Annotated in this window: 17 protein-coding genes and 1 pseudogene; 6 read left to right on the top strand and 12 right to left on the bottom strand. The window is 62.8% G+C overall.

What is annotated here, in order from left to right; genetic code table 11:
* Nucleotides 1-62: 62 nt before the first annotated feature.
* Entirely contained in the window at nucleotides 63-1,961 is a 1,899-nt protein-coding gene (locus AO356_RS12880) for an FTR1 family protein (RefSeq protein WP_060740112.1), read from the bottom strand.
* Nucleotides 1,962-1,970: 9 nt separating this feature from the next.
* Nucleotides 1,971-2,132, bottom strand: a complete 162-nt coding sequence (locus AO356_RS32725; RefSeq protein WP_160320217.1) for a hypothetical protein — start codon at nucleotides 2,130-2,132, stop codon at nucleotides 1,971-1,973.
* Nucleotides 2,133-2,276: 144 nt separating this feature from the next.
* Between AO356_RS32725 and AO356_RS12875 the strand changes: the two genes are divergently transcribed.
* From AO356_RS12875 to AO356_RS12860, 4 genes are all read left to right on the top strand, one after another.
* Nucleotides 2,277-3,671 carry a COG3014 family protein gene (locus tag AO356_RS12875; RefSeq protein WP_060743111.1) on the top strand — a complete coding sequence of 465 codons (1,395 nt, stop codon included), beginning with the start codon at nucleotides 2,277-2,279 and terminating at the stop codon, nucleotides 3,669-3,671.
* Nucleotides 3,672-3,689: 18 nt separating this feature from the next.
* Entirely contained in the window at nucleotides 3,690-4,061 is a 372-nt protein-coding gene (locus tag AO356_RS12870) for a YcfL family protein (protein ID WP_003206754.1), read from the top strand.
* A 154-nt stretch (nucleotides 4,062-4,215) separates the two neighbouring features.
* Nucleotides 4,216-4,803, top strand: coding sequence for a penicillin-binding protein activator LpoB (gene lpoB, locus AO356_RS12865; RefSeq protein ID WP_003177333.1), 588 nt, complete (start codon nucleotides 4,216-4,218; stop codon nucleotides 4,801-4,803).
* A 3-nt stretch (nucleotides 4,804-4,806) separates the two neighbouring features.
* Nucleotides 4,807-5,550, top strand: coding sequence for a hypothetical protein (locus tag AO356_RS12860; protein ID WP_060740111.1), 744 nt, complete (start codon nucleotides 4,807-4,809; stop codon nucleotides 5,548-5,550).
* Between the two features lie 84 nt (nucleotides 5,551-5,634).
* Here the strand turns inward: AO356_RS12860 and rhtB are convergent, their stop codons facing one another.
* The 3 genes from rhtB to AO356_RS12845 all read right to left on the bottom strand — a co-directional run bounded on the left by rhtB (nucleotide 5,635) and on the right by AO356_RS12845 (nucleotide 8,860).
* Nucleotides 5,635-6,267: a homoserine/homoserine lactone efflux protein gene (gene rhtB, locus AO356_RS12855; RefSeq protein ID WP_060740110.1), complete on the bottom strand. Its 633-nt coding sequence runs from the start codon at nucleotides 6,265-6,267 to the stop codon at nucleotides 5,635-5,637.
* Nucleotides 6,268-6,368: 101 nt separating this feature from the next.
* Complete coding sequence (locus AO356_RS12850; protein WP_060740109.1) at nucleotides 6,369-6,950, bottom strand: mechanosensitive ion channel family protein; 582 nt, start codon at nucleotides 6,948-6,950, stop codon at nucleotides 6,369-6,371.
* Nucleotides 6,950-8,860, bottom strand: a complete 1,911-nt coding sequence (locus AO356_RS12845) for an ATP-binding cassette domain-containing protein (protein ID WP_060740108.1) — start codon at nucleotides 8,858-8,860, stop codon at nucleotides 6,950-6,952. The genes AO356_RS12850 and AO356_RS12845 overlap by 1 nt, the downstream gene beginning before the upstream one ends.
* Before the next feature lie 50 nt (nucleotides 8,861-8,910).
* On the opposite strand from AO356_RS12845, the gene AO356_RS12840 reads away from it, so the two are divergent.
* Nucleotides 8,911-9,375, top strand: a complete 465-nt coding sequence (locus AO356_RS12840; protein ID WP_060740107.1) for a TIGR02444 family protein — start codon at nucleotides 8,911-8,913, stop codon at nucleotides 9,373-9,375.
* Here the strand turns inward: AO356_RS12840 and AO356_RS12835 are convergent.
* Complete coding sequence (locus tag AO356_RS12835; RefSeq protein WP_060740106.1) at nucleotides 9,372-10,577, bottom strand: AlgP family protein; 1,206 nt, start codon at nucleotides 10,575-10,577, stop codon at nucleotides 9,372-9,374. The genes AO356_RS12840 and AO356_RS12835 overlap by 4 nt on opposite strands.
* A gap of 191 nt (nucleotides 10,578-10,768) precedes the next feature.
* Here AO356_RS12835 and AO356_RS12830 point away from each other — a divergent pair, with 191 nt between their 5' ends.
* A complete protein-coding gene (locus AO356_RS12830; protein WP_060740105.1) occupies nucleotides 10,769-11,434 on the top strand; it encodes an FKBP-type peptidyl-prolyl cis-trans isomerase in 666 nt (221 codons plus the stop codon).
* 70 nt (nucleotides 11,435-11,504) lie between these two features.
* Here the strand turns inward: AO356_RS12830 and AO356_RS12825 are convergent, their stop codons facing one another.
* The 6 genes and pseudogenes from AO356_RS12825 to hemC form a co-directional block, all read right to left on the bottom strand.
* On the bottom strand, nucleotides 11,505-11,963 hold the full coding sequence (locus AO356_RS12825; RefSeq protein ID WP_060740104.1) for an Rsd/AlgQ family anti-sigma factor: 459 nt from the start codon (nucleotides 11,961-11,963) through the stop codon (nucleotides 11,505-11,507).
* Nucleotides 11,964-12,138: 175 nt separating this feature from the next.
* Nucleotides 12,139-12,681 carry a disulfide bond formation protein B gene (locus AO356_RS12820; RefSeq protein ID WP_060740103.1) on the bottom strand — a complete coding sequence of 181 codons (543 nt, stop codon included), beginning with the start codon at nucleotides 12,679-12,681 and terminating at the stop codon, nucleotides 12,139-12,141.
* Nucleotides 12,682-12,985: 304 nt separating this feature from the next.
* Nucleotides 12,986-14,233: a heme biosynthesis protein HemY gene (locus AO356_RS12815; RefSeq protein ID WP_060740102.1), complete on the bottom strand. Its 1,248-nt coding sequence runs from the start codon at nucleotides 14,231-14,233 to the stop codon at nucleotides 12,986-12,988.
* Nucleotides 14,230-15,363, bottom strand: a complete 1,134-nt coding sequence (locus tag AO356_RS33050) for a uroporphyrinogen-III C-methyltransferase (RefSeq protein WP_060743110.1) — start codon at nucleotides 15,361-15,363, stop codon at nucleotides 14,230-14,232. Before AO356_RS33050 ends, AO356_RS12815 begins: the two co-directional genes overlap by 4 nt.
* A gap of 84 nt (nucleotides 15,364-15,447) precedes the next feature.
* Nucleotides 15,448-16,146 (bottom strand): annotated as a pseudogene (locus AO356_RS33045) (uroporphyrinogen-III synthase); the annotation flags it as partial.
* Nucleotides 16,143-17,084 (bottom strand): hydroxymethylbilane synthase, encoded by a 942-nt coding sequence (gene hemC / locus AO356_RS12805; RefSeq protein WP_060740101.1) that lies wholly within the window; start codon nucleotides 17,082-17,084, stop codon nucleotides 16,143-16,145. The gene hemC and the pseudogene AO356_RS33045, both read right to left, overlap by 4 nt.
* Between the last annotated feature and the right edge of the window lie 46 nt (nucleotides 17,085-17,130).

Below are 17,130 nucleotides of genomic sequence, written 5' to 3'. Positions count from 1 at the left end.
GACAGCCTACATCCTGTGGGAGCGAGCTTGCTCGCGATCATGAGCGCAGCGAATGCCGCTGTTCAGGAAACCTGGACCCGACGCTTCTCCGCCACCCAACTGCGCCCATACAGCACCACGATCGCCAGGATCGCCACCACTTGAGCGGCCAGCGAATAGGCATCGGCATGAATGCCCAGCCAGTCGAAGTCGAAGAACGCCACCGGGTGGGTGCCGAAGATCCCGGCTTCCTGCAACGCCTTCACGCCATGGCCGGCAAACACCACCGACAGTGCGCACAGCAACGCGGCGTTGATGCTGAAGAACAGCGCCAGCGGCAGTTTCGCCGAGCCGCGCAGGATCACCCAGGCCAGCCCCACCAGCAACACCAGCGCCGTCGCGCCGCCGGCCAGCACTGCGTCATGCCCGGCAGGACCCGCTTGCAACCACAGGGTTTCGTAGAACAGGATCACTTCGAACAGTTCACGATAGACCGAGAAGAACGCCAGGATCGCAAAACCAAACCGACCACCGCCGCCCACCAGGCTGCTCTTGATGTAATCCTGCCAGGCCGCCGCGTGACGACGGTCGTGCATCCAGACCCCGAGCCACAGCACCATCACACTGGCGAACAACGCCGTCGCGCCTTCGAGCAGCTCGCGCTGGGCGCCGCTGACGTCGATCACATACGCCGCCAGCCCCCAGGTCGCCAGGCCGGCCAGCAGCGCCAGGCCCCAACCGACGTTGACGCTGCGCACCGCCGACTGCTGGCCGGTGTTGCGCAGGAACGCCAGGATCGCCGCCAGCACCAGGATCGCCTCCAACCCTTCACGCAGCAGGATCAGCAACCCGGAGATGTAGCTCAGCGACCAGCTCAAGCCATCGCCACCCAGCAGGCCAGCGGACTCCTTCAACTTGGCCTTGGCCGTGTCCAGGCGCTGTACGGCCTGCTCCACCGGCAAACCGTCCTGCAACGACTGACGGTAGGCCATCAGGGCCTTTTCGGTGTCCTTGCGCACGTTGGCATCGACGTTGTCCAGCGAGCTTTCCACCAGCTCGAAACCTTCCAGGTAAGCCGCTACCGACAAGTCATAGGCCTGGTCGTGGTCACCGGCGCGATACGCGGCGATGCTTTTATCCAGGGTGGCGGCCGTGTAGTCGAGCAACTGCGCCGGGCCACGTTGCACCTGCGGCGGCTGGGCGCGCTGGGCACGGAATGTCGCCGCCGCTGCGGGGCCTTGCGCGGCGAGCACTTCGGCCGGGGTCTGGCGCGCCAGGTCAGCGAGATTGAAGACCTGTTCGCCTTTGGCCGCGGCCGGGTCGGCGCTGAAGCTGGCGATGTAGGTTGCCAGGTCCCAGCGCTGACGGTCGTCGAGCTGATCGGCGAAGGCCGGCATGTCGGTGCCTTCGATGCCCATGCCGAGGGTGTTGTAGATCGCGTAGAGACTCAGGCGATCCAGGCGCTGGGCGTCGCGCAAGTTGGCGGGCGGCGGTTCCAGGCCAACACCGGCAGGACCGTCGCCGGCACCGTTGGCGCCGTGGCACACCGAGCAATTCTGCGCATACAGCGGCGCGCCGCGGGTGGGGTCGGGCGTGATCACCGGTGCCTGGCTGACTTCATACGCTACCGCCAGCTTGGCCCCCAGTTGCCGCGCCAGGCGCGCAACATCGCCGCCGTCCTGGCGCTGGGTGATCGCCGTGCGCAAGGTGCCGATGCCCTGGACCAGTTCAGTCTTTTCCGGCTTGGCCGGCAACCCGGCGACCAACCCTTCCAGCGCCTGGGTAAATTCCAACTGCTCGCGGTACTCCGCCTCGCCGATGACCTTGCCCGCCTCGACCGTCGCCGGGTAATCCGCCCCGATGTAATCCAATAAATGCAGCGCCTGGGGGGCACTCTCGAGGGTGTCGGCCTGCAGCGCAGTGCTGCACAAAGCAAGCAATGGCAGTACAAGCCAGGCCAGGAAACGGTACGGCGCAGTCATGAATGACTCTCAGTTGGTAATAAGAAGTAACACATTGTTCACTTCCAATGGCTTCGGCTCAAGGGCGGATGTGGCTTGGGAGCCGATTTTCATCGGATTTTCATGCTTTGGAGGTGATGTCACAAAAACAGCATTTAGGAATTGAAAAGCCATTACATAGCCAAGCGCCATGTTTATAATCCCGCCGCCTTCTTATCATTCGATGGCATAAAAGCTCCTCTTTTTATGAGGAACCGACAGCGTACCGACGCTTGTCCGTGGGATCGCCCCAGCCCGACCCGCACACCACGGCTGCTATCAGGGAAGAAAATGTTCATGGCATCCCGTGCCGTTCTTTCGGTCGCCCTCGGCGCGATCACCTTGTTGTCCGGCTGCTCGGCCTTTCGCAACTATGACAGCGAATTGGCCCAGACCAACCAGCAGTTGGCGTCCGGCAATGTCGACGGCGCGTTGACCCTGCTGGAAAAGAACAACTCCAGCCAAGACAAGGACCTGCTGTATTACTTCGAGAAAGGTGAACTGCTGCGTGCCAAGGGCGACTTGTCCGGCAGCCAGACCGCCTGGAGCAGCGCCGACCAACAAGTTGCCCAGTGGGAAGATGCGGTCAAGCTCGACACGGCCAAGTACCTGGCCCAGTTCGGCAGTTTCCTGGTCAACGATAAAGTCCGCCGCTACGAAGGCTACGATTACGAAAAGGTCATGCTGACCACGCAGATGGCCCTGAATCTGCTGGCGGTGAATGACTTCGACGGCGCGCGGACCCAGATCAAGAAGACCCACGAACGCGAAGCGGTGATCGCCGACCTGCGGGACAAGGAATACCTCAAGCGCGAGGAAGAAGCCGAGAAACAAGGGGTCAAGACCGAATACAAGGACCTCCAGGGTTACCCGGTGGCCAGCCTCGACGCCCCGGAAGTGGTCAGCCTCAAGAACAGCTACCAGAGCGCGTTCAGCCATTACCTGGCCGGTTTCGTCTACGAAGCCCTGGGTGAAAAGGACCTGGCCGCACCGGGTTATCGCAAGGCCGCCGAACTGCGCCCCAACACACCGTTGCTGGAGCAGGCCCTGCGTGACCTCGACAAGCCCGCCGCCAAGAGCGACGACAGCGACATCCTGATTGTGGTGCAGAGTGGCCTGGCACCGTCCCGGGATTCGATCCGCATTCCCTTGCCTTTGCCAATCAGCGGCAACCTGGTCATCACGCCGTTGTCGTTCCCACTGATCAAGCCTGACACCTCCACGGCCACCTTCGGCCAGATCGGTGTCGACGGCCGTCAGCTGGACCTGACCCAACTCAACAGCACCACCGCCATGTCCCGTCGGGCCCTGCGCGACGACATGCCGGGCATCATCCTGCGCACCACCGTGCGCGCCGTCACCCGTGGCGTGGCGCAAAAGCAGATCAACGAGACCAATCCCCTGGCCGGCCTGGCCGTCGGCCTGACCTCGGCGGTATTCGAAGGGGCCGACACCCGGACCTGGCGCACCCTGCCCGACTACACCCAGGTGGTGCGCCTGCGCCTGAAGAAAGGCGAGCACCAGGTCACCTTGCCAAGTGCCGTGGGCGGCTCGGTGGTCAAGGTCACCGTCGACCAGCGCTACCAGGTCATCAGCCTTCGCGCGGTGGGTAACCAAGTGTTCGCCGGTGGCCTCGCGGCCCAGGTGATGCCAAGCGCCAACCCGACCGCCATTGCCCTCAAGCAACCTTAAGAACGGAGTCTTGTTCACATGCGTTTAAAACTGATCGCCGTCGGCGCCCTGGCCTTGCTGGCCGGTTGCGCCACCCCGCCGCCACCAGAGCCGGGCAGCGCCGCCAGCAAGGTCGTGGCGATGGGCAAGACCAAGAACATCGTGGTCGGCGCCATGCGCGTGGCCCGGGAAAACGGCTACATGACCGTCAATGTCCAGTTGAGCAACACCAGCTACAACAACAAGACGATGTACTACCGCTTTGCCTGGTTGGGGCCGGAAGGTTTTCCGATCGCCGAGGAAGAAACCTGGAAAAGCCTGACGCTGTACGGCGAACAGACCAGCTTCCTGCCGGCCATCGCCCCGACGCCCAAGGCCGTGGACTTCCGCTTGGAAATCAATACCCCTTAAAAACGCAAAAAACTGTGGGAGCGAGCTTGCTCGCGATAGCGCTGGATCAGCCAGCCATGATGTGACTGACACACGGCTATCGCGAGCAAGCTCGCTCCCACAACAAACGCCCGAGTGACGCGTTATCCCTTTTTCAGTTTTCGAGAGCCCTTACATGTTCGTACGCATTTCATCCCTCGCCCTCGCCGCCCTGCTGGTCAGCGGCTGTGCCAACAACTCGCCGGTCCTGGGCAACAAGAACATCAGCTACGGCGATACCAAGGCCGTGGAAACCGTGACCAACGAGTTCGGCTCCACCGACCTGCAAATGATCGCCGAGTCCATGACCCGCTCCCTGGCCCAGTCCGGCATCCTGCAGGGTCGCCCGGTGGTCCAGGTCTATGACGTGAAGAACAAGACCAGCGAATACATCGACACCCGCGAAATCACCACCAGCATCAAGACCCAGTTGATGAAGACTGGCGCCGCCCGTTTCGCCAGCGACAACACCGCCATGGACAGCCAGGTCGACCAGCTCAAGCTGCAGAACCAGAGCGGCCTGTACAAGAAAAGCACCGTGGCCAAGACCGGCAACATGATCGCGGCCAAGTACCGTCTCGAGGGCTCCATCAGCTCGATCGTCAAGCGCAGCAGCGACTACAAGGACGTCTTCTACAAATTCAGCCTGCAATTGATCGACGTCGAGAGCGGTCTGGCCGAGTGGATGGACGAAAAAGAAATCCGCAAGACCACGGAGCGCTAAGCCATGCGCACATGGATAGGCATCATGGCCCTGGCCTGCGCATTCAGCGCGCAGGCGGCCCCAAAAGTCGCGGTGACCGACCTGGCGTACCAGGAGCGGGTGGAGGAATACATCCACACCGTTTCAGCGCAGAGCAACTTCCAGGCGAACCCCTACAGTGCCAGCGCTTCCTCGAGCTACGACGAGATGGAAGCCACCAGCAGCTACATCGAGCAGGGCGAACTGCGCAAGTTCACCGGCGACATCAAGGGCGAGATCCTGCGCAGCGGGATGTTCCAGCTGACCCAGGGCACGCCCCACACGGCGGCGTCCAGTGGCGACGTCTATGACGTCATCAAGCGCATCAAGGCCGGGAACTTCAAGGGTGCCGACTACGTTCTGTTCGGCACGGTGTCGGACATCGACTTCACCCGCGACATCAACGAGCTGGCCAATACCGACAGCTACTCGGCCGTGCTGGCGCTGACCCTGGTGGCGGACTTCAGCCTGATCAACACCAAGACCTACGAAATCACCTCGGCCTTTACGGCCATGGGCGAAGGCCAGGACACCAAGTTGTTGAACCACCGGGACGTGCGCATCAGCCTCAACCGTCCACGGGTGGTGCGCGAAGTGTCCAAGGCCCTGGGTGAAGACGTGGCGCGGCAGCTGAGCGAACAGCTCGGTGGCCCGAGCTACCAACAGCCCGGCGAGCCGATGCAGCGCAATAACCTGCCCCGGGATACCGCGCCGGTGATCCTGCGCTGAATAGCTGAGCGAATGCTCTGTGGCGCAGAGGTCTTGTGGGGGCAAGCCTTGCTCCCACAAAGTAACCTCGCCACAGGTTTTGCTTTACACCGCAGCCTTGCGAATCGTCGCGAGCAAACCCGCCGCGCCAATGAACATACCCGCGAAGGCGCGGTTCATCCGCCGTTGCTGCTTCGGTGTGCGCAGCAGGCGCAGGACTTTGGACGCCAGCCCGGTGTACCCGGCCATGACGATGAGATCGACGACGATCATTGTGACGCCCAGGATCAGGTATTGCGGGATCAACGGTGCATGGGGATTGATGAACTGCGGCAACACCGCCAGCATGAACACCAGCGCCTTGGGGTTGCTGACGTTGACCAGAAAGCCGCGAAACACCAGTGCCAGGGGTTTGCCGATGGGCCGCGGGGCCGCGTCATCAGTCATGTCACCGGGAATGGCTCGCCACTGTTTGACCCCCAGGTAGACCAGGTAGGCCACGCCGAACCACTTGATCGCATAGAACGCGGTGGCCGACGCCGTGAGGATCGCGCCAACACCGGCGGCGACGATCACGATTTGCAGCGCCAGGCCCAATTGCAGGCCCAGGGCATTCCAGTACCCGCGCCAAAAACCGTAGCGCAAGCCACTGGACATCGATGCAATGGCGCCGGCGCCCGGGGAAAGACTGATCACCCAACAGGCGGCGAAAAACGCCAGCCATGTTTCCAGCACCATTGCACACCTCGGCTCGGATTCGTCGAAAACGACTAAGCTAATGCGCCGCCGCAGGATTGACCATCGCTTTTTTGCAAAAAAAGCCAATCGGCGAGGCCAGGTTATTCGACGAACCCACCCACCGGAAACGCTTCGCTGCCACGCCAGCGCCGTACCGAGCGCTGGAAGAAGAGGCTGTTGGGCACTTGCACCATGGCGCTGCCGGTGCCGAGCTCCTCGGGCTCGATCAGCGTGGTGTACAGCAGATTGATCGCCACCACGCGCCCTTTGATGCCGGGCTTGTCGGTGGTGTCCACCAGCTCGACCACATCGCCCAGGCGAAACGGTCCGACGGTGTAGATCAACACGGCGCAGAACAGGTTGGACAGCACGCTCCAGATGGCGAAGAACGCCACCGCTGCCACCGCGACAAAACCCGACAGAGCCGTCCACAGCACCGTGGCCGAGACGCCCAGGCGTTCGAGCACCACCAGCACCGCAGTCCCCATGATCAGCCAGCGCAGCACGCCCCGCAGGATAATCACCAGTTGGGGTGGAAGCGGGTAACGCTCACCCAGGCCCGTGAGCGCACGCGCGACGAAGCGCTGCGAGACATAACCGGCCACCAGGATCAGCAGGATTTGCACACCGAGCCAGATCGGCTCGATCCACATGACAGGAACAGGCAACGCCAACGCTTCCATCAGGACAACGCCTCCAACTCCGCTTGCAGGTTTTCCAGCAGTTCCAGCGCTTGCATCCACGCCTCCTCGAGCTCCGCTTCCCGAACCTTCAGCTTGGCCTGTTCGGCCAGCAGGTCACGCAACTCATCCTTGCGCGCCGCCTCGTAGAGACCGCTGTCGCCCAGGCTGGTTTCGATTTTCTGCAGCTTTTCATGCAGCTTGCCCAGCTCGGCTTCGAGCTTGTCGGCCTCACGCTTGTGCGGCGCCAGTTGCTGGCGCAATGCGGCGGCGGCCTGGCGCTGGGCCTTTTTGTCGGTCTTGTCCGGGTTGACCGGCGTGTTGCTGACCAGCGCGTTGCGCTGGCGGTATTCCACCAGCCAACGGGCATAGTCTTCCAGGTCACCGTCGAACTCTTCGACCTTGCCGTCGGCGACCAGGAAGAAATTATCCGTGGTGCTCTTGAGCAAATGCCGATCGTGGGACACCACCAGCACCGCGCCAGTGAATTCCTGCAAGGCCATGGTCAGGGCCAGGCGCATTTCCAGGTCCAGGTGGTTGGTCGGTTCGTCGAGCAGCAACAGGTTCGGCCGGCCCCAGGCGATCAACGCCAGCGCCAGACGCGCCTTTTCGCCACCGGAGAAATTCAACACCGGCTCGTCGATGCGCGCCCCGCGGAAATCGAAACCACCGAGGAAATCGCGCAGGGTTTGCTCGCGCTCGGTTGGCGCCAAGCGTTGCAGGTGCAGCAGCGGGCTGGCCTTGGAGTCCAGGGAGTCGAGCTGGTGCTGGGCGAAATAGCCAACGACGGTGTTCTCGCCTCGGGTCAGGCGGCCAACCAATGGCTGGAGTTCGCCCGAAAGGTTCTTGATCAGGGTCGACTTACCGGCACCGTTGGGGCCCAGCAGACCGATCCGTGCACCCGGGGTCAGTTGCAGCTTGACCTTCTCCAGCACGGTCTTGTCGCCATAACCCAGGCGCGCGTCGGACAGGTCGATCAACGGGCTGGAAATCTTGGTCGATTCGCGGAAGACAAAATCGAACGGTGAATCGACGTGGGCCGCCGACAGCTCTTCCATCCGCTCCAGCGCCTTGATCCGGCTCTGGGCCTGACGGGCCTTGGTGGCCTGGGCCTTGAAGCGGGCGATGTAGCTTTCCATGTGCGCACGTTGCGCCTGTTGCTTCTCGTAGGCCTGTTGTTGCTGGGCCAGGCGTTCGGCACGGGCGCGCTCGAAGGCACTGTAGCCGCCGCGGTACAAGGTGAGCTTGCGCTGGTCGACATGGGCCACGTGATCCACCACCGCGTCGAGGAAATCGCGGTCGTGGGAAATCAGCAGCAGCGTACCCGGGTAACCCTTGAGCCAGTCTTCGAGCCAGATGATGGCGTCGAGGTCCAAGTGGTTGGTCGGCTCATCGAGCAGTAGCAGATCCGAAGGGCACATCAGGGCCTGCGCCAGGTTCAGGCGCATCCGCCAGCCACCGGAGAAGTCCCCGACCTGGCGGTCCATCTGTTCATTGGTAAAGCCCAGGCCAGCGAGCAACTTGCGCGCGCGGGCATCGGCGGTATAGCCGTCGGCACTGTCGAGCTCCGCGTGCAGGCGGGCCTGTGCGGCACCGTCGTGGGCCGCTTCGGCCGCCGCCAGGTCGTGTTGCACCTGGCGCAGGCGCAGGTCGCCATCGAGCACGTAGTCCACCGCCAGACGATCGAGGGTGTCGACCTCCTGGCGCATGTGAGCGATACGCCAGTCTGCCGGCAGCAGGCAATCGCCCGAGTCCGGGTGCAGCTCGCCTCGCAGCAAGGCGAACAGGCTCGATTTGCCGGCGCCGTTGGCACCGATGAGGCCGGCTTTGTGGCCGGCGTGCAGGGTCAGCTCGGCGTCTTCTAGCAGACGTTGCGGGCCACGCTGTAAAGTCAGGTTCTGAAGTCGGATCATAATGGCGGCGGAGTCTACCAGCTTCGCTCGCAACTGGCGCGAGTAGCACGATGTCCCCTGACCTGTGGAGTTTCTCCCTCGACCTCTATGCCAAGCCTGGCGTGGAGCCTGCGTGCCTGACGCTGCAGAGCGCCGGCGTCAATGTCTGCCTGCTGCTTTGCGGACTGTGGCTGGAACGACGCGGCGTGGCCTGCAATGAACAACGGCTGCAACAGCTTCGACAATTGACCGAGCCTTGGGAGGCAGAGGTGGTAAGGCCCTTGCGCGTGCTTCGCAGCCAGTGGAAGACCAGTGCCCGGCAAGACACGGCACTCGATAGCCTGCGCGAACAGGTCAAGCGACTGGAATTGGAAGCCGAACGACGATTGCTGGAACGATTGCAGGCGGCGGCCGAGGATTGGCCTGAGGAACAATGGAATGATTCAGCGCTATGGCTGCAAGGGCTGGTGGCGAGTGCCGACCCAGCGAACCGCGACGCGCTGCATCAGCTACGCGTCGCGGTGTCCGGCACTTAGGAAGCGCTGGTTGGGGTGCTGCTAGTGGTCGGCGCAACGGCGGCTGGGCTGGTCGCCGAGGCCGGAGTGCTGGCGGTAGGCGCAGGCGTCGCGGTCGGAGCCGGAGCCGGTGTCGCTGGCTTGGCGGCTGGCGCAGTCGCAGGTTTTGCAGCGGCTGGCTTTTTCACGGCCGGTTTAGCGGCGGGCTTGGCGGCAGCTGGCTTGGCCGTAGCGGCGGGTTTGGCAGCCGTTGGCTTCGCTGCAGCAGGCTTCGCGGCAGCAGGCTTGGCAGCGGCTGGTTTGGCAGCGGGTTTAGCCGCCACTTTGGCAGGCGCTTTGGCAGCGACGGGCTTGGCAGCCGTTTTCGCAACAGGCTTGGCCGCGGCCGTTTTGGTTGCCGCAGGCTTGGCAGCAGGTTTGGCGGCAGCAGGTTTGGCAGTGGCTTTTACCGCCGCTTTGGCAGCCGGTTTAGCAGCAGCGGTTTTCGTCGCGGCAGGTTTTGCGGCGGCGGTTTTAGCGGCAGGCTTGGCTACAACTTTTGTTGCAGGCTTAGCGGCAGGCTTAGCAGCGGCTTTTACAGCAGGCTTGGCAGCGGCAGGTTTAGCGGCCGCCGTTTTTGCGGCAGGCTTGGCAGCAGCAGCCTTGGCGACTGGTTTTTTTGCCGCAGGTTTTGCAGCGCTGGCAGCGACGGGTTTGGCAGCCGGCTTGCTGGCCGCCTTGGCCGGTGCTTTGGCGGCAGGCTTGGCTGCGACTTTGGCCGGTGCTTTTGCCACGGCGGGTTTAGCCGCCGGCTTCTTGGCCGATACAGCGGCAGGCTTGGCAGCACGAAGCGACAGCGCCTTGCCCGCGGCTTCTTGCACGCGACCGACGCCTTGGGCCAGCTTCAGGCTTTCCTGGGCATCACGCTTGAGTTGCAAAATGTAGGCGCGGGTTTCGGACTGACGATCCTTCAGGGCATCGAGCAGGTCTTCGAGCTCTTTCACGACATCTTTGGCCTTGGCTTGTGCCTTGGCCTTGCCAGCGGTGGCTGCGTCTTGCAATTTGGTGCGCGACTTGTGCAGTTTTTCCTGCGCTTTGCCGCGTTGCTTTTCCAGTTTGGCGAGCAGTTTTTCAGCATCAGCCAGGGCTTGGGAGCAGGCGTTTTCCAGATGTTCGAGCAAGCTGCCCGAGAGTTGTTGGAGCAAGTGCAACGGAGTGTTTACAGGCTTCTTGGTGGCCGACATGGTTTACCTCCTGACTGACGTGAGTGCGGCTCATACTAGACCTCTGCTGCAACCGCCGCTAGGGCATGTTGACAGTACACAAGACGTTGCGTTGCAAGGGACGAAAAATCTTCTGCGCCAGAGCCTTGGCAATCCACTTCTACAGATATCGACACTGGCATAATTCCTCGATTCGAGGCCGGAGAGCACACATGTCGCGTCACCTGTTTTTATTCCTGTGCATGGCTTGCGCCACGGTCCAGGCCGTTGAAAAAACCAGCGCAAACGATGCCCACGATCTGGCTTACAGCCTGGGCGCCAGCCTCGGCGAACGCCTGCGCCAGGACGTGCCGGACTTGCAGATCAAAGCCTTGGTCGAAGGTTTGCAACAGGCCTACCTGGGCAAACCGCTGGCCCTGAAAGATGAACGCATCGAACAGATCCTGGCCGAGCACCAGGCGCAACTGAACGCGCCATCGACAACGCCGCAGGACGAAGCCGCGTTGAAAACCGAGCAGAAATTTCTCACCGAAGAAAAAAACCGGCCCGGTGTCCAGCAACTGGCCGACGGCATTCTGCTGACCGAAATCAAGCCGGGCCATGGCGCCAAAGCCGGCCCTCACGGCAAGGTCCAGGTGCTGTATACCGGTCGATTGCCAGACGGCACCGTCTTCGATTCAAACCGCCAGGCACAGTGGTTCAATCTTGACAGTGTGATCGACGGTTGGCGCACTGCATTGCCGCAAATGCCGGTCGGCGCGAAATGGCGGCTGGTGATTCCGTCGTCCCTGGCCTATGGCGCTGAAGGGGCCGGGGATGTGATCCCGCCGTACACACCGTTGGTGTTTGAAATCGAGTTGCTGGGCGCGACGACCTGACGCTGGCCCTGGCCCTGGCCCAACGAAAAACGGTGCGCAATGCGCACCGTTTTTTCATGACCGCGAACCCTCAAGCCTGGACCGCAGCTTCTTCCTTGTGAGCGTTGTGCAGCACTTCGATCAGGCAGTCTTCCAACTCGAAACGCTCGTGCAACAAGCCGCCCAGCTCCTTGAATTTTTCCGCTACGCACTTGCCTTCATCGCACAGGTCGTTGAACGCCAGCAGCTTCTCGGTGATGACATCGATGCGCGGGTAGATCGTCTCGGCCAGTTCAAGGCCGCGCTTGTCGTTGAAGGCCTTGGCCTCGCCCGTCAGTTGTTCGTATATCTCGAAATGACCGGCAGACACATAGTCGACCAGCACGCCGCAGAAATCCTGCAAGGGTTTGCGGCTTTCGCTCAGGGCTTCAGGCTTGGCACCGAGATCATCGTAGGCCCGAACCAGTTCGTGACGCTCCTGCAGCCAGCGATCGATCAGCAGATGCACTCCACCCCAGCGTTCCTGAGCATTCTGACAACTTTCGAGCATGGTGATTTCTTCCCTTGTGAGTCATGCCCCCTCGCAGCTTGTGCACGCCTGATGACCAGGGACAAGCCAGACACAACATGATCGAGCGGCACAATTCCAATAACACGTGCGGGCCAGATTATGCCCGCACGACAACGGCTTCAAGGTACGCAGGAGATAAAGTTCATACAAGTGTTTAATCCAGGGCCCGGACCAACTGCGACGTCTCGCCGCTGAGCGGTCGTACCAGAGCACTCCAGGCAAGGCGCAGCAGCAGGTAAGTCATGGCGCTGGACACCGCGAGAAAAAACAACAGGCTCCACTCGGGGATGCTCAGGTCGAACAACGTCCACGTGATATTCGCGCAGTCGACGGTGCCGTCGAGGACACGATGCAACGCGCACCACCACGAACCCGTCGGGTTGAGCTGTGCCGCACAATCGGATAACGGCTCGAACGAGTGGCTTTGCATCAGGACCTGACGCCACGCCAGGGTCATGCCCCCGGTCGCAAAAACCAATCCTGCGGTGCCATAGAAGAGACTGCCTCGTTGGCCTGGACCGTGTACGCACGCTACGAGGCTGTTCGCCAGGAACAGCATCAGGCACAACCGCTGCAAGACACACAGGCTGCAAGGCGTCAGGCCGGCCGAATACTCCAGATAAGTGCTGATGCCCAAAGCCAGGGCGGCGGCGATGGAAGCCATGAGAAACGAGAAGCGTGAGCTGGCCAAAGACATGGCGATTCCGTAACAGAAGAGACAAGCAGTTACGGTAGAGGAAAGCCCTCGGGCCTTTCAAGGCAGCCCCGCGCAGACACTTCATCAGGGGTGTAGGGAATTCCCGACAGGTCGAAGAGGATTCGGCGCGGTCAGCTGTAGGACTTTGCTGAAGGTATGACCAAAGCCCCAAAAACAAACGGGTGTCACCGGTGGGAGCAAGGCTTGTCCGCGATGAAGACGACGCGGTCTTTTGAGAAACCGAGGTGCCTGTTCGCGAGCAAGCTTTGCTCCCACCCATGCGGGAGCGCCACAATGACTCATCTCAAGTGGACAAGACCTGAGCCGGAACCGGCAACGGCGCGGCCAGCAGGCGCTCATCCAACAGCCCCAACCCCTCCTGGAACAACTGGTTGCTGCGCTCGGCATCCCCCAGTTGCGCCAGCAGGCGCGCCAGTTCGGCGCAGGCTTCGGGATTGCGCTGGGCGCGCAAACTGCTTTCCAGATAATCCCGCGCCTTGCCCCACAAGCTGTTCTGCAGGCATAGGCGCCCCAGGGTCAGCAACAGGCTCGGATCGGCAGGGTGGTCCTTGAGCCAGCCTTCGGCCGCTTGCAACTGGCGGATCGGATCACTGCCTCGCACCAGCCCGTACAGGCGCGCCAGATGGCTGTCATAGTGACGCTTGAGCGCGCTGCGCAGCACCTCTTCGGCTTCGACCTGGGCGCCCAACTGGCGCAATTGCTCGGCATAGGCCAGCACCAGCGCCGGCTCCTGGCGCTGTGCGGAGGTCAGTTGTTGCCAGGCGCGATTGAGCGACTGCAAACCGACGCTGCCGTCCTCCTCGCGGTGGGCCGCCAGGGTCAGGTTTTCGCCCCAGGCACGCCGCTCCAGTTCAGCCAGTTCGGCCGGCGGCAGGACTTTATCCTTGCGCAGCTCCGGCAACAGCCGGATCACCGCCGACCAATCGCCGCGCTGCTGATGTAGCCGTTGCAATTGGCGCAGGACCTGGGCGTTATGGGGGTGACGCTCATGCATGGCTTGCAGCGTGCTCAATGCGCCATCCGTGTCACCTCGATCCATCTGCAATTGCGCATGCGTCAGGGCAATGGCCAGTTCCGCCTGGGGCTGACGCTCCAGGGCGCGCTCGAGCAAACTGTCGCTCTGTTCGTAAAGCCCTTGTTCGTTGGCCGCGCGGGCGGCCCCCAGGTAATACAGCAGCGGCTGGCGCTCGGCTTCGGCGGCACGATGCAGATGGCGTTGGGCACTGGCCCAGCGACCTTCGGCCAGGTCCAACTGGCCGTGTTCGATCGCCACTTGCACCCGACGGCTGCGGTTGCGCCGCGACCACGGGTTGACCACGCCGCTGGACGTGGTCACCAACCCGATCAGCGCCCTCAGGCCTCGCCACACCAGCCAGAGCACCGCCACCAGGGCCAGGGTGACCCACAGGCCAGCTTCATAACGGAAGTTCTTGTACGCCACCAGCACGTAACCCGAATGCTCGGCAATCGCTACGCCGAGCAAAGCTGCGGCAGCGATGACCACGAACAGAATCACGTAGAGACGCTTCATGGCGTGGCCTCCTGCGCGCCTGGCGCGGGCAGCGGCTTGACCGATTCCTGGGCATTGAGGTTGCGGCGTTCAAGGTAGGCCTGGACGCTGCTCAGCGTGCCCGTGAGGTCCGGGGTGACCACCGTCACCGGCTGCTTGGACAGCTCACCCACGCGTTCGAGCATGATTTTGCTTTGCGGATTGTCCTGGTTGAAGTTGTTCTTCAACACGTCCCGGGCCTCGGTCAGCGCCTGGGTGTATACCGGCGCCTGACCATTGAGGGCAGCCCATTGCGCCTGCTCCAGCGCCAGGCTCAAGGCCAGGCGCACTTGCACGAGGCTTTGTCCGGCCAGCAGCGGACGGACGTTCTCGTCGGCGTTGAAGTCGATGCGAATATAGCGCGAGATCTGGTCCCACCACTGCGCCCACCGGCTGGCCCCATCGCCATCGGCGGTCAGGCCCAGCAGCGACTCGCCCCGATCCTTGTACTCGGGTGCCAGTTCGGTCAGTTGCAGCACCTGGTCACGCAAGGCACCCAGTTGCAGGAACAGCCCGGTACGATCCGGTTGTTCGGTGCTGCGCAGCGCAGCGAGGGTCTTGGCCAATTGCTCGCGGGCCGCGAACGAACCGGGGTCGTTCTGTTCGCGCAGGATTTCGTCAGCGCCCTGGACCAGCGCCTGGGCACTGTCGATGTCTTGCAGGGCGGAAAGACGCAGGCTGGCCAGGCGCAACAGATGCTCGGCCTCCGCCAGGCGCCAATCCTTGCGGCTGGCACCCAGCACGGTTTCCAGTCTCTGGCTCAGGTGCTGCTGATCACCTTGCAACTGGGCCACCTGGCGCCGCCGCTCCTCCAGCTCTTCGGCCGGGGGCAATTGCGCCAGGCGCTCGCTCAGGCGTTGCTCGTTGAGCTTGAGGGCCTGGGCCTGGTCGTTCAGCGCCTGGACCTGGGCGGACTGCTGCTGGTTATTGGTTTGCAGGTGACGTACCTGCCACACGCCCCAACCGCCCACGGCGACACCGGCGGCGCCGAGCAGCAAGGCAACAATGGCCAGCCCGTTGCCGCGGCGCGGCGCCACTGGGGCCGGGGGTTCAACCGGCGCATCGATCGCTGGCTGGTCTAGATCTTCTTTTGGCAAGGCTGTTTCGCTCACGTATCCATCCTTTGCATTAGAAAACGGCACGGAGTGTTCCCGTAACGCCGCCAGCAAAGCCGCGGCATTGGCGCCACGGCAATCCACAACTGTTCGGGCTCCGGCGGCACGCGCCATCTCGGCAACCCTTGGGCTTGGAACAAACAACGGTAACCGCGCCAGGGCCGGCCACGCTTCGCCGGCCAGCCGCTGCAGATGCTCGAAGCCCTGCCCACTGCTGACCACCAGTGCGTTCAAGCGTTCCGCTTCGACTATCGCCGGCAACGCCCCTTCACCGTAACTGGGCAGGTGGCGGCGGTACAATTCCAGATAATCGACACTAGCACCTTGCTCGCGCAAACGCTCTGCCAGCAAGCCACGCCCGCCTTCGCCCCGCACGATCAAGACCTTGGGGTCGGGCCGCGAAACAGCCTGGCGCAAGACCAAGTGTTCCAGCAAGGCTTCGCTGTCGTCGCCGTTATCGGGATAAAACACCGTGAGGCCGGCATCGGCAAGGATCTGTCCGGTGGCCGCGCCCACGCTGAACCAGGGTTGGTCCGGAGGCTGGGGCCAGTATTGGCGCAGCAGCTCGAGGCACAGGCGTGCGGCCGGCTTGCTGACCACGATCACCGCAGAGTATTGATCCAGAGCCTGGAATATCGTCCGCCCGGCCTCGGACAGCGGGACCGGCTCGATATCCAGCAACGGCAGGCTGCTGCTGTAGACCCCCGCTTCGGCCAGGACAGCCGCCAGCGCCGACGACTCGTCCGCCGGCCGGGTGAGCAACAGCCGCCAACCCGTCACGCGTGGCCGGCCTCGCCGTAGACCGCCTTGAGAATGTCGGCGGCGCCCTGGCTCAACAAGTCTTCAGCCACCCGCACGCCCAACGCCTCGGCATCCTGGCGCGGTGCCCGGGCTTCGGCGCTGAGCAGCCGGCCCCCGTTGGGATCCCCCACCAGGCCCCGCAACCAGACCTGTTCGCCTTCCAGCACGGCGTAACAGGCAATCGGCACTTGGCAGCCGCCATTGAGGTGTTTGTTCAGCGCGCGTTCGGCGAATACTCGCGTGGCGGTGTCTGCATGGTGCAGCGGCGCCAGCAGGGCGTGGATGTCGCTGTCGGCGCTGCGGCACTCGATACCCACCGCCCCTTGCCCACCGGCCGGCAGGCTGTCGTCGACGCTGATGGCCGAGGTGATGCGGTCTTCGAAGCCCAGGCGGATCAGGCCGGCGGCGGCGAGGATGATGGCGTCGTACTCACCGGCATCGAGCTTGGCCAGGCGCGTGTTGACGTTGCCGCGCAGGAAACGGATTTGCAGGTCCGGACGACGCGTCAGCAATTGGGCCTGGCGACGCAGGCTGGACGTACCGACCACGCTCCCGGCAGGCAACGCCTCAAGGCTGGCAAAGGTGTTGGAGACGAACGCATCGCGCGGGTCTTCCCGCTCGCAGATGCAAAACAGGCCCAGGCCTTCGGGAAAGTCCATGGGCACGTCTTTCATCGAATGCACGGCGATGTCGGCTTCGTTGTCCAGCAGCGCGGTTTCCAGCTCCTTGACGAACAGCCCCTTGCCGCCGATTTTCGACAGGGGCGAGTCCAGCAGCTTGTCACCGCGACTGACCATGGGCACCAGGGTCACGATCAGGCCGGGATGGGCCGATTCCAGGCGGGCTTTGACGTATTCGGCCTGCCAGAGGGCCAAGGCACTTTTACGGGTGGCGATGCGGATCTCGCGAGGGGACATGGATCAATCCGTACTTAAAAGATACGGCAGATAATAACAGCTCAGT

Source organism: Pseudomonas fluorescens (assembly GCF_001307275.1).
In the GTDB taxonomy this organism is placed as follows: Bacteria; Pseudomonadota; Gammaproteobacteria; order Pseudomonadales; family Pseudomonadaceae; genus Aquipseudomonas; species Aquipseudomonas fluorescens_AA.
The sequence above is the reverse complement of the archived record's forward strand: the minus strand, read 5'-3'. Positions and strand labels throughout refer to the sequence as shown.